The organism is Nocardiopsis sp. N85, assembly GCF_028882275.1.
Lineage (GTDB): Bacteria > Actinomycetota > Actinomycetes > Streptosporangiales > Streptosporangiaceae > Nocardiopsis > Nocardiopsis lambiniae.
In genome coordinates this window covers 382,061-394,096 of sequence record NZ_JARBUT010000001.1, presented here as the reverse complement: position 1 = coordinate 394,096, position 12,036 = coordinate 382,061, and the positions used below count along the sequence as shown (strand labels likewise).

At 72.4% G+C, this 12,036-nt stretch carries 7 protein-coding genes and 1 pseudogene; 5 read left to right on the top strand and 3 right to left on the bottom strand.

Going from position 1 to position 12,036, the window contains the following annotated elements:
• Nucleotides 1-170 precede the first annotated feature (170 nt).
• Entirely contained in the window at nucleotides 171-2,009 is a 1,839-nt protein-coding gene (lepA, locus tag PWG71_RS01565; protein WP_274807632.1) for a translation elongation factor 4, read from the bottom strand.
• 211 nt (nucleotides 2,010-2,220) lie between these two features.
• On the opposite strand from lepA, the gene PWG71_RS01560 reads away from it, so the two are divergent.
• From PWG71_RS01560 to holA, 5 genes and pseudogenes are all read left to right on the top strand, one after another.
• Nucleotides 2,221-3,147 (top strand): hypothetical protein, encoded by a 927-nt coding sequence (locus PWG71_RS01560; protein WP_274807631.1) that lies wholly within the window; start codon nucleotides 2,221-2,223, stop codon nucleotides 3,145-3,147.
• 194 nt (nucleotides 3,148-3,341) lie between these two features.
• Nucleotides 3,342-3,611 (top strand): 30S ribosomal protein S20, encoded by a 270-nt coding sequence (gene rpsT / locus PWG71_RS01555; RefSeq protein ID WP_274807630.1) that lies wholly within the window; start codon nucleotides 3,342-3,344, stop codon nucleotides 3,609-3,611.
• Nucleotides 3,612-3,719: 108 nt separating this feature from the next.
• A complete protein-coding gene (locus tag PWG71_RS01550) occupies nucleotides 3,720-5,324 on the top strand; it encodes a helix-hairpin-helix domain-containing protein (protein ID WP_274807629.1) in 1,605 nt (534 codons plus the stop codon).
• A 17-nt stretch (nucleotides 5,325-5,341) separates the two neighbouring features.
• Nucleotides 5,342-7,639, top strand: a pseudogene (locus tag PWG71_RS01545) (ComEC/Rec2 family competence protein); the annotation flags it as partial.
• A gap of 49 nt (nucleotides 7,640-7,688) precedes the next feature.
• Nucleotides 7,689-8,651 carry a DNA polymerase III subunit delta gene (gene holA, locus PWG71_RS01540; RefSeq protein WP_274807628.1) on the top strand — a complete coding sequence of 321 codons (963 nt, stop codon included), beginning with the start codon at nucleotides 7,689-7,691 and terminating at the stop codon, nucleotides 8,649-8,651.
• 148 nt (nucleotides 8,652-8,799) lie between these two features.
• Here holA and PWG71_RS01535 read toward each other — a convergent pair whose 3' ends face one another.
• Together PWG71_RS01535 and hflX are read right to left on the bottom strand one after the other, a co-directional pair.
• The gene (locus PWG71_RS01535) at nucleotides 8,800-10,008 is read right to left on the bottom strand and encodes an amidohydrolase family protein (RefSeq protein WP_274807627.1); all 1,209 of its coding nucleotides are present in this window, start codon (nucleotides 10,006-10,008) and stop codon (nucleotides 8,800-8,802) included.
• Between the two features lie 467 nt (nucleotides 10,009-10,475).
• Nucleotides 10,476-12,011 carry a GTPase HflX gene (gene hflX / locus PWG71_RS01530; protein ID WP_274807626.1) on the bottom strand — a complete coding sequence of 512 codons (1,536 nt, stop codon included), beginning with the start codon at nucleotides 12,009-12,011 and terminating at the stop codon, nucleotides 10,476-10,478.
• Nucleotides 12,012-12,036: the final 25 nt, after the last annotated feature.

The window sequence follows — 12,036 nt, the reverse complement described above, 5'->3', positions numbered from 1 at the left end:
TCGTCGTGTCCGGCCCGACGGTCCCCCGGTAGCCGGAACGCGGCGGGAGAGGCGGGACCGCCCGTCGGCGTCCCCGGCCGGCGTCCCCGCGAAAGGACGCGGCCGCGGCACCCCCGTGAGTGGGGGTGCCGCGGCCGACGGAAGCCCCTGGGCCCCGGCGCGGAGGACTCCTACTTCTTCTTCTTGTCCTCGCCGGTGGTGTCCGTGGACAGCGCGGAGATGAAGGCCTCCTGGGGCACCTCGACCCGGCCCACCATCTTCATGCGCTTCTTGCCCTCCTTCTGCTTCTCCAGCAGCTTGCGCTTACGGCTGATGTCACCGCCGTAGCACTTGGCGAGCACGTCCTTGCGGATGGCGCGGATGTTCTCGCGGGCGATGACCCGGGCGCCGATCGCGGCCTGGATGGGCACCTCGAACTGCTGCCGGGGGATGAGCTCGCGCAACTTCTTGGTCATCTCCACGCCGTACGTGTACGCCTTGTCCTTGTGGACGATCGCGGAGAAGGCGTCGACGGCCTCGCCCTGGAGCAGGATGTCGACCTTGACCAGCTCGGCCTGCTGCTCGCCGATGGGCTCGTAGTCCAGGGAGGCGTACCCCTTGGTGCGGGACTTGAGGTGGTCGAAGAAGTCGAAGACGATCTCCGCCATCGGCAGGGTGTAGCGCATCTCGACGCGGTCCTCGGACAGGTAGTCCATGCCCTGGAGGTCGCCGCGGCGCTCCTGGCACAGCTCCATGATCTGGCCGATGTAGTCCGAGGGGCTGAGCACGGTGGCCTTGACCATCGGCTCGTAGATCGCGGCGATCTTTCCGGCGGGGAACTCGCTGGGGTTGGTCACCACGTGCTCGGTGCCGTCCTCCATCTCCACCCGGTAGACCACGTTGGGCGCGGTGGAGATGAGGTCGAGGTTGAACTCGCGCTCCAGGCGGGCGCGGGTGATCTCCAGGTGCAGCAGACCCAGGAAACCGCAGCGGAACCCGAAGCCCAGCGCGGCGGAGGTCTCCGGCTCGAACACCAGGGCGGCGTCGTTGAGCTGGAGCTTCTCCAGGGCGTCGCGCAGCACCGGGTAGTCGGTGCCCTCGATCGGGTACAGGCCCGAGAAGACCATGGGCTTGGGGTCCTGGTAGCCCTCCAGCATCCGGGTGGCGGGCCGGTTCAGCGAGGTGATGGTGTCGCCGACCTTGGACTGGCGCACGTCCTTCACACCGGTGATGATGTAGCCGACCTCGCCCACGCCCAGACCTTCGCACTTGGTGGGCTCGGGGGAGCTGACGCCGATCTCCAGGATCTCGTGGGAGGCCCGGGTGGACATCATCTGGATGCGCTCGCGCGGGCTGAGCCGGCCGTCGATGACACGGACGTAGGTGACCACGCCGCGGTAGGTGTCGTAGACGGAGTCGAAGATCATCGCGCGGGCCGGGGCCTCGGCCTCGCCGACGGGCGGCGGGATCTGGCGGACGATCTCGTTGAGGAGCTCCTCGACGCCCTCGCCGGTCTTGGCGCTGACCCTGAGCACGTCGGAGGGCTCGCAGCCGATGATGCCGGCCAGTTCCACGGAGTACTTCTCCGGCTGGGCGGCCGGGAGGTCGATCTTGTTGAGCACCGGGATGATCGTCAGATCGTTCTCCAGCGCCATGTACAGGTTGGCCAGGGTCTGGGCCTCGATGCCCTGGGCCGCGTCCACCAGCAGGACGGCGCCCTCGCAGGCGGCCAGCGAACGGGAGACCTCGTAGGTGAAGTCGACGTGCCCGGGGGTGTCGATGAGGTCCAGGGTGTAGGTCTGGTCGTCCAGGGCGGTGAAGGGGATGCGCACGGCCTGGGACTTGATGGTGATGCCGCGTTCGCGCTCGATGTCCATGCGGTCCAGGTACTGGGCCCGCATCTGACGGTCATCGACGGCGCCGGTGATCTGGAGCATCCGGTCGGCCAGCGTCGATTTGCCATGGTCGATGTGCGCGATGATGCAGAAGTTGCGGATCAGCGCGGGATCGGTCCAGTTCGGCTGTGCCACCGTGCTCCGTTCGACAAGGGTTCGGGGTGTGCGGCCCGCGGGCCGTCGTCCATTGTCCCACGACGGGCGCGCGCCCTCCCCTGGGAGGACGGCGGACGGTGCGACAGTATGGGTCGCGCACGCGGGTCTTTCCGATGTCCAGATTATGCGACCCCGCGCCGGGAACGGACCCGGTCGGTGCGCGTCGCGGAAACGGTGGAGGAGCTCTTCGGTGAGGTGGTTTCTGACGCGGTTGCTGGCGGGGGTGGCGGCGATCGCGGTCGTGCTCGCCGGGGTCGGCGTACTGCTCGCGGCCCAGTACTCCGGAACGCCCGCGGCGTGGGCGCTCTCCCAGGGAACGGACGCCGTCCGGGTGGAGTCGGAGGAGGACGCCGAGGCGCTGGGTCCGCTGCTCGACACCGGTTCGGTGGACACGGTGTACGTGCTCGTCGGTGAGATCGACGCCGACGGGGCGATCGAGCCCGCGCCCGACGTCGAGGCGATCCTGGCCCGGGTGGCGGCCCACCCCGACGTCCGCGCCCTGGCGTGGCTGCGGCACGTCACCGAGGGGTCGTCCCTGCTGGTCGACCGGTTCGACCGGCAGGCGCGGGAGGCCCTCGCCCCCGCCGTGGCGGAGGCCGCCGAGGGGTTCGCGGGGGCGCACCTGGAGATCCGGCCGGTGACCGTGAACGACCCGTCGCTGCCGACGCTCATGGAGATGGTGCGCGAGGAGTTGGGCGAGGAGGCCGTCCTGTCGGTGCGGGCGCACCACGTGGAACCGGTCCCGGGCGGTCGGATCCCGTCGTTCATCGTGAACCGGGAGGAGAAGTACTGGTCCCAGGGGTATCTGGCGCGGGTCGCGGAGAACGCCGACGAGGTCGTGCTGCCCGGAACCGGGGCGGAGATGCCGATGGACTCCCTGTACGGCGGGTTCATGGTGCGGCAGGTGACCGAGTCGGTGTCGGCGGTGCGCGCCCGGGAGGGGCTGACCCTGCGGTTCGGGGTGCCGGCCGAGGGTGATGAGGAGAGCGCGGAGACGGCGCTGTCCGCCATCCGACTGGGGATGACCAGGGCGGACACACCCGAGGGCATTCGTTTGGGGGTGGTTCTGAGCGACCCCGCGCAGACCACGGCGTACACCTCGGGGTGGCTGGGCTGACCGGTGCGCGAAGCAGTGAGGGGAGTGCGGCATACTGGAAGTCCGTGTCTCGGACTTCCACGTTCTTTCGAGCCTCGTGGAATTGCACACCCGGCGTCGGTGCCCGTGCCGGCCGCTCGCGGAACGGCTGCCCGTGAGCAGAGCCCTCGGACGGATCGACGCACAGAAACAGATCAACTGGAGCACGTTTTCGCATGGCGAACATCAAGTCGCAGAAGAAGCGCATTCGGCAGAACGAGAAGGCTCGTGTCCGCAACCAGGCGGTGCGCTCTTCGCTGAAGACGGCCGTCCGTAAGTTCCGTGAGGCTGCCGAGGCCGGGGACGCCGAGAAGGCCACCGTGGCGCAGCGTTCCGCCGCTCGCGCCCTGGACAAGGCCGTGAGCAAGGGCGTCATCCACAAGAACCAGGCCGCGAACCGCAAGAGCGCGATCGCCAAGCGCCTGCACGAGGTGCAGAGCGCCTAAGGGCCCTTCTCGAAGGCCCGGTCCCCCATCGGGGGCCGGGCCTTCGAGTTATCCACAGGTCGCGCATTCGTGGTGGCGGACCGTGAACGCCCTTCTTACCTTGGGCTCATGACCCCTCGACGTTCCCACGACCAGCAGGACCGACTCCGCGCCCTGGGGCTGGACGCCTCCCCCGCCGCCCGCCGGTTGCGCGACCGCATTCCCAGGCCGCCCACCGAACCCGTGGCGGGCATCCCGAGCGCGCCCTACGCCGTCCCGGAGTCCGCCGTTCCGTACGCGTGGCCCGAACGCGACCCGCGGGACCGCACCCCGGCTCCCCCGGAACCGACCGGTGCGCGCACGGTGCGCACCCCGCCTCCGCGCGGCCCGGTCCCGTGGACCGGTGCCCGGTGGCCGGACACCGCCGACGACACCGCCGAGGACACCGCCGGGGTCGGGCCGCACGGCACCGTCCGCCTCACCCCCCGGTCCCGAGGCGGCCCCGGGCCCGACGATGCCGCCCGGCCGACCCGCACCGCCGATGCACGAGGCGCCGACGGGCCGGCCCGCACCGCCGAACCCTCCCCGGACATCCGCGTGACCGGCACCGACGACCGGCACGGGGGCCCGTCCGAGGAACACGGGCGTGCCCGGCGCACGGGCCCCGGCCGGCGCGGACGACCGCGCGTCGCGCCGACACCGGTGGGCGGCGCTCGGTGGCCCGGGGACCGTGACACCGAGGCGGGCGACGCGCGACGGGCGACGCCCTCACCACGGCCTTCCGCCGATCACGCTCCGGGCCCGGGGGACCGGCCCCGGCGACACGCGGACGACCCGGGCGGGCACCGAGGCCGCGGGAGGGGCCGCGCGCCGGGGACGGTGGAGGGCGATCCGCTCCGAGGCGGCGGGCCGGACGACGAACTCCGGTCGACCAGGGCGGGTGGAGCACGAGGCCCCGAGGACGGTCCGGTGGTCGAAGAGGCCGGTCCGGAAGGGCCGGTCCGGACACCCCGTCGACCTGGGGAGGACGCGGACGCGACCGTGTCACGGCCGCCGGTGGGGTACACGGAGTTCCTGCCGGAGCGGCACGGCACGTTCGTGGAGCGGTTGTCGCGCGGGTGGCTCCCCGAGGCGACCATGTCCCGGCGGGCGGTGGCGGCCCTTCTCGTGGTGGGGCTGATCGCGATCACCGCCGTGCTGTTCCTGCGGGACCGGCCGAGCGAGGCCGCGGCACCCGAGACGGTGGCCCATGTGCTCCCCGCCGAGGTCGGGACCGAGACCGGGGGCGGACCCGGGAGCGAGACCGACCCCGCGACGGACCTGGTGGTGCACGTGGGCGGGGAGGTCGAGGATCCCGGGTTGTACACGCTGCCACCGGGTTCCCGGGTGGCCGACGCGGTGGAGGCCGCCGGCGGCGCCCTGCCCGACGCCGACCTGGACCTGCTCAACCTCGCGCGCTCCCTGATCGACGGGGAGCAGATCCTGGTGGGCCTGCCGCAGCCGGAGGCCGCCGCACCGCCGGCGGGCACGTCCGAGGGCCCGCTGGTGAACATCAACCTGGCCGATGAGAAGGAACTGGAGACGCTCCCCCGGGTGGGCGAGGTGACCGCCGCCAAGATCGTCGCCTATCGCGAGGCCAACGGACCGTTCACCAGCGTGGACGACCTCATCAACGTCGACCGGATCGGGGCCCGGACCTTGGAGGAGATCCGTCCGCACGCGACCGTCGGCTGAGGAGGGGGTGACCCGCGGTGGTGGTGTGGCTGGGGTCGGACGGCCACGGTGTGGGGCGTCCGCTGGATCTGCGGTCGGCGATCCCCGCCGGGACCGCGTGGGCGGCCGCGCTGGCGGTACCGGCCCTGCCGCCCTGGGCGGCGTGGGCCGTGGGCGGCACGGCCTGGGTCGCGGCGGTGCTGGTCTTCGTGTCGGCGCGGGCGCCGACGGAGGCGGTGGCGTTGACCGTCGCCGCGTCCCTGGCGTGTGCCGGGACGGTCTCCGCGGTGGCCGGCGTCCAGGTGCACCGGGTGGCGTCGAGCGCGGCCCGGGAGGCGATCGACCGGGGCGAGGTGGGGTTCACCGCCGAGCTCACCGGTGACCCACGGGCCCGGGCCGGGACACCCCGGCCCGGCCGGGCCGAGTGGGTGATCCGAGCCCGCGCCACGGAGGTGGACGGGAAGGGATCGGCGGCGCCGGTGGTGGTGTTGGCCTCCGGTGGGGAATGGGCCGGGCTGCTGCCCGGTCAGGTCCTGCGCGCCCGGGGTGAATTCGTGGCCGCCGAGGGCGACCCCTTCCTCGGTGCCCTGGTGGTGGTGCGCGGGCCGCCCCGGGAGGTGGGACCGGCATCGCGGTCGCAGGAGTTCGCCGGCGGGGTGCGCGCCGGGTTGCGGGACGCGGCCGCCGGTCTGCCCGAGCCGGAGCGGGACCTGCTGCCCGCGTTGATCGTCGGCGACACCTCCGGCGTCGACCCCCGGGTGGCCGAGGACTTCCGGGCCACCGGCATGACCCATCTGTTGACGGTGTCCGGGGCCAATCTGGCCATTCTGACCGGTGTCGTGGTGGCCACCGCCCGGCTGGTGCGCGCGCCGCCGTGGTGGACGGTCGTGGGCGGGGCCGTGATGATCTGGCTGTTCGTCCTGGTGTGCCGTCCCGAACCCAGTGTCGTGCGGGCCGCCTTCATGGGCTCGCTGGGCCTGTTGGCGTTGGCCACGGGCCGCGCCCACGCGGCGTTGGGGGCGTTGGGGGTGACCGTGGTCGGGGTGCTGTTCGTCGCCCCGGCGCTGGCCTCCTCCTATGGTTTCGCGCTGTCGGTGCTGGCCACGGCGGGCATCGTGGTGCTGGTACCGGGGTGGACCCGGGAGTGGTCGCGGTCGATGCCGGCTCCGCTGGCGGAGGCGTTGGCGGTGGCGGTGGCGGCGCACGTGGCGGTCGCCCCGGTGCTGGTCACCCTGTCGGGCGAGGTGTCGTGGGTGGCGATCCCCGCCAACATGCTGGCCGCCCCGGTCGTGGCGGTGGTGACGGTGCTGGGTTCGCTGGTGGCCGCCTCGGCGGTGGTCGCCCCCGGGGCGGCGGCCGCGTTGGCTCCGGTGCCCGGGTGGGGTGTGTCCTGGATCGCGACGGTGGCGGAGGCCGGCGCCCGGATCCCGCACGGTTCGCTGCCCTGGCGGCCCGACCTCGCGGGCGCGCTCCTGTTGGCCGCCCTCCTGGCCGTCCTGGTGCTGTCGCGGGGGCGGGCCCGGCGGATGATCGCCGCCGTGGTGGCGGCGGTGCTGCTGCTGGGTCTGGCGGCCCGCTGCCTTCCGGGCGGGTGGCCGCCCACGGGGTGGTCGGTGGTGGCCTGCGATGTGGGCCAGGGCAGCGCGTTCGTGCTGTCGGTGGCTCCGGGGACGGCGGTGGTGGCCGACACCGGTGAGCACCCGGAGGCCATCGACGCCTGTCTGGACCGGCTGGGGGTGCGCGAGGTGCCCCTGTTGGTGCTGAGCCACGATCACGCCGACCACGTGGACGGCGCCCCCGGGGTGCTGCGGCACCGGCGGGTGGACCGGGCGCTGGTCCCACCGGGCTTCGCCGACACCCCGGTCGGGGAACTGCTCGCCGGGGAGGGGGTGGAGTCGGTGACCGCCGAACGCGGTTCCCTGGTGCGGGTGGGCGTCTGGACGCTGCGCGTGCTGTGGCCGGAGCCGGGCTACCGGGGTTCGGTCAACGACGGCTCGGTGGTGGTGCGGGCCGACGATCCGCACCTGTCGGTGCTGCTGACGGGGGACATCGAGGAGGACGCGCAGCGAAGGCTGCTCGGGGAACCGCTCGCGGTGGCCGTCCTGGCGGTGCCCCATCACGGTTCGGCGGCCCAGGTACCGGAGTTCTTGGAGGCCACGGGGGCGCGCATCGCGTTGACCTCGGTGGGCGCCGACAACCGCTACGGTCACCCGGCCCCGTTCACGCGGAGTCTCCTGCGCCGGATGGGCGCGCTGGACCTGCGCACCGACCTGTCCGGCGACATCGCGGTCCTGGGTTCCGGCGACGAGCCACGGGCGCTGGTGCGGGGACCGGAACGGTCGCTTCGACGCGCGGCCGGTCGGTGGGGCGTGGCATGCTCGTGGTATGCCTGCACCCGCCCCGATCACGATCATCGTCGGCGACGAGGAGCTCCTCGTCGACCGGGCCGTCGCCGCCATCGTGGCCGCCGTCCGCTCCGAGGACCCCGAGGTGGACGTCCACGACCTGGTCCCCGCCCAGGTGGGCCCCAACACCATGGTGGAGGCCACCTCGCCGTCGCTGTTCGGCGACCGCCGGGTGGTCGTCCTGCGCGCCTCCCAGGACCTCGTCAAGGACCTGACCGAGACCGTCACCGCCTACCTCCGGGACCCGGCCGACGACGTCACCCTGGTCCTGACCCACGCGGGCGGCAACAAGGGCAAGGTCCTGTTGCAGGCGGCGCTCAAGGCCGGGGCGGCCCGGGTGGACTGCAAGGGACCGTCGAAGGGTCCCGAGCGGGTGGCGTTCGTCAAGGGCGAGTTCGCGGCGGCGGGGCGGCAGATCACCCCGGACGCCGCGCAGGCGCTGCTCGACGCGGTGGGCACCGAACTGCGCGAGATCGCGGCGGCCTGCACCCAGTTGATCGCCGACACCGAGGGGCGGGTCGACGTCACGGCGGTGGCCAAGTACCACTCCGGCCGGGCGGAGGCGTCGGGGTTCACCGTCGCGGACCGGGCGGTGGAGGGCCGGCCGGCCGAGGCGTTGGAGCAGTTGCGGTGGTCGTTGGCGGTGGGCACCGCCCCGGTGCTCATCAACAGCGCGCTGGCGGGCGCGGTGCGCGGGATCGCGGTGGTGGCGGGGCCTTCGCGCGGCGGATCCGACGCCGATCTGGCCAAGAGCGCCAAGGTGCCGCCGTGGAAGCTGCGCACGCTGCGCCAGCAGGCACGCGGATGGAGCCCGGCGGGGATCGGGAGGGCGATGACGGTGGTCGCGGAGACCGACGCGCTCATCAAGGGCGCCGGCCGTGACCCGGAGTACGCGCTGGAGCGTGCCGTCATCGAGATCGCTCGGGCCCGCGGCCGCCGTTAGGGCGTGTTCCGTGGATGCCGCCCGTCGCGCAGCAGGGTGAGTATCCGCGGAACACGCCTAGGTGTACTGCCCTGAGAGGTTAGGGCCTGCCCGGGCTTCGTGCGGCGGAGCGGGTGTCCTCGGGCGTGCTCGCGCGAGGGCGGACGCCTCAGTGGATGGTGCGGCCGCCCTGCCAGACACGCAGGGTGTTGAGGCCCATCGACCAGGCGAAGGCGCCCTCGTGGTCGGCGTCCCATTGCACCAGGTCGGCGAGGTTGCCGGGGGTGAGCATGCCCCGATCGGTGACCCCCAGGGCGCGGGCGCCGCCGACGGTGGCGGCGTGCAACGCCTCCTGAACGGTCATCTCGAACATGGCGATGGCCAGGGAGATGATGAGCGGCATCGACGTGGCGCCGCTCTGCCCGGGGTTGTGGTCGGTGCCCAGGCCGATGGGGACGCCGTGGTCGAGCAGGGCCCGAACCGGGGGCCTGCGCCGTTCGTGCAGCGAGGTGGTGGGGCAGGCGACCACGGGGGTGCGGGTGGCGGCCAGGGCCAGCACGTCCTCGTCATCGGTCTCGTGCAGCAGGTCGACGGAGGTGCAGCCCAGTTCCGCGGCCATGCGCACGGCGCCGTGGCGGGGGCGCGAGCAGGCGTGCAGGGTGGTGCGCAGTCCGACGGACTGGCCCACCGAGAGCAGCATCCGCGCGTCGTCCGTGGTGAACTGCCGGTTGTCGCAGTAGACGTCGACCCCGTCGGCACCGGCCAAGGAGGCGTCGGCGAGCCAGGAGGCGGCGGTGGCGACGTACTCGGCGGGACGGCCGAAGAACTCGGGCGGGACTCCGTGCGCGGGAAAGAACGTGATGTGCAGGCGCGGCATGCCGGGCTCCTCCTCCAGGGAGCGCAGCAGGCGCACGTCGGCGAGTTCACCGTCGCGGGTCAGGTGGTAGCCGGTCTTGGCCTCCACCGTGGTGGTGCCGGTGATGACCCAGTGCCGCAACCGCTCGCGCACGGCGTTGCACAACGTCCACGGGTCGGTGCCGCGCGTGATGGTGACGGTGGTGGACACGCCTCCCCCGGCCGCGAAGATGTCCCCCTGGGAGGCGCCCTTGGCCCACAGGTTGACCTCGGCGTAGCGGTCGCCCGCGTAGACGGGGTGGCAGTGGGCGTCGATCAGGCCGGGGGTGATGAGTCCGCCACCGATGTTGACGACCTCGTCCACATCGGTGAGGTCGTCGTAGACACCGGGCAGGTGTTGGGGCAGCTCGGCGGCGTGTCCGACCCAGGCCACCCGGTCCTCATCGATCAGGAGGGCGGCCTTGGTCAGCATCTCGTTGCCGGTCCACAGCCGACCGATGTTGCTGAGGAGTACGACCGTCATGGTCCGCCGCCGGTCAGTTCCACCGCGAGGAGTGGGGGGAGGGGTCGTGCGGGGAACGGGCGGACATGGCGACCTCGTATCTGGGACGATCCGACAGAGCCGATGGGTGCGGCCGGGGGCACCGCCGCGCGGGCCGGGGGACGTCGGCGCACCTGGCACGCCACGTCCACTGTTCGGGAAGGCAGCGGCCGGTGCTGAAACCGTAGTCCATTCTCGGACTCCGTGTACACCTCTCCACAGGGACGAATGCGAGCGTTCCGGGGCACGGCTCGCGAGTGGGCGGAGTGACGAACGCCATGTGAACCATTCGTGACCTGCGACTCTCCGGCACTCTCGGAACACATCCCGATACGTCCGAAACGTGAAACCCACTGTCCCGAACGCGGACGGGTCCCTGCGCGCGGCCCGTCGGCGAACGCGAACGGGCCCCGGCCGCGTCGGCGGTCGGGGCCCGTGTCGCGGGCGGGTCAGGCCGTGCTGAGGGCGTAGTCCTCCAGCTTGCCGGCCAGCATCCGCGAGACGAAGGCGTGCAGTTCGGTGCCCTCCGCGGTGTGCTCCTCGGCGAGAACGCGCCCCTCCTCGTGCATCTTGGCGACCAGGTCACCGCGCGAGTAGGGAACCCGGACGCGCACCTCGTGCGCGAGCTCGGGCAGGGCCTCAGCCAGTGCCGTGATGAGGGCGGGGATGCCCTCGCCGGTACGGGCGGAGACCTCGACCATGCCGGGGTGGCGGGTCCGCAGGGCCTTGAGGACGTCGTGGTCGGCCGCGTCGACCTTGTTGACCACGATCAGCTCGGGCACCTCGGTGGCGTCGATGTCGGCGAACACCTCACGCACCGCGGTGATCTGGCTCTCCGGGTCCGGGTGCGATCCGTCGATCACGTGGAGGATCAGGTCGGCGTCGGCGACCTCCTCCAGGGTGGATCGGAACGCCTCCACCAGCTGGTGCGGCAGGTGGCGGACGAATCCGACGGTGTCGCTGAGCGTGAACCCGCGACCGTCGGGCGTGCGGGCCTGGCGGACGGTCGGGTCCAGGGTGGCGAACAGGGCGTTCTCCACCAGGACGCCGGCCCCGGTCAACCGGTTGAGCAGGCTCGACTTGCCGGCGTTGGTGTAACCGGCGATCGCGACCGAGGGCACCTCGCGGGTGCGCCGGACGTCGCGCTTGACGTCGCGGGCGGTGCGCATGTGGGCGAGCTGCCTGCGCAGCTTGGCCATCTTGTCGTTGATGCGCCGTCGGTCGGTCTCGATCTTGGTCTCACCGGGACCGCGCAGGCCCACGCCGCCGCCCGCGCCGCCGCCACCGGAACCACCGGCCTGACGGGACAGGCTGTCACCCCAACCGCGCAGACGCGGGAGCAGGTAGCTGAGCTGGGCGAGTTCGACCTGGGCCTTGCCCTCGCTGCTGCGCGCGTGCTGGGCGAAGATGTCCAGGATGAGCGCGGTGCGGTCGACGACCTTGACCTTGACCACGTCCTCCAGCTGACGCAGCTGGCCGGGGGTGAGTTCACCGTCGCAGATGACGGTGTCGGCACCGGTGGCCTCGACGATGTCGCGGAGTTCGGCGGCCTTGCCCTTACCGACGTAGGTGGCGGGGTCGGGCTTGGAGCGGCGCTGGGTCAGCCCCTCCAGGACCAGGGCTCCCGCCGTCTCGGACAGGGCGGCCAGCTCGACGAGCGAGTTGTCGGCGTCGATCTGGGTCCCGTTGGTCCACACGCCGATGAGGACGACGCGCTCCAGACGCAGAGACCGGTACTCGACCTCGGTGATGTCGGTGAGCTCGGTGGACAGCCCCTGGACGCGACGCAGCGCGTGTCGGTCGGCGAGTTCCATCTCGCCCTGATCGGGGACGTCCCACGTCCCGGAACGGTCACCGCCGGTGTCACGGCGGGACCCCTCGTCGGTGTCGGTCCCGTCCTCGACGGTGAACGTGTCGTGGAGCGTCTCCTCGTCGGCGGCCTCGAAGCCGTCACGGGCGCTTCCACGGGTATCGGCAGTATTCATATCCCTCCAAGTGGGTCAACGCGGC

Excerpts from the sequence above, each read along its gene's own strand:
- rpsT (WP_274807630.1), top strand. The coding sequence starts at position 3,342 with ATGGCGAACATCAAGTCGCAGAAGAAGCGCATTCGGCAGAACGAGAAG.
- holA (WP_274807628.1), top strand. The coding sequence starts at position 7,689 with ATGCCTGCACCCGCCCCGATCACGATCATCGTCGGCGACGAGGAGCTC.
- hflX (WP_274807626.1), bottom strand. The coding sequence starts at position 12,011 with ATGAATACTGCCGATACCCGTGGAAGCGCCCGTGACGGCTTCGAGGCC.
- PWG71_RS01550 (WP_274807629.1), top strand. The coding sequence starts at position 3,720 with ATGACCCCTCGACGTTCCCACGACCAGCAGGACCGACTCCGCGCCCTG.
- PWG71_RS01535 (WP_274807627.1), bottom strand. The coding sequence starts at position 10,008 with ATGACGGTCGTACTCCTCAGCAACATCGGTCGGCTGTGGACCGGCAAC.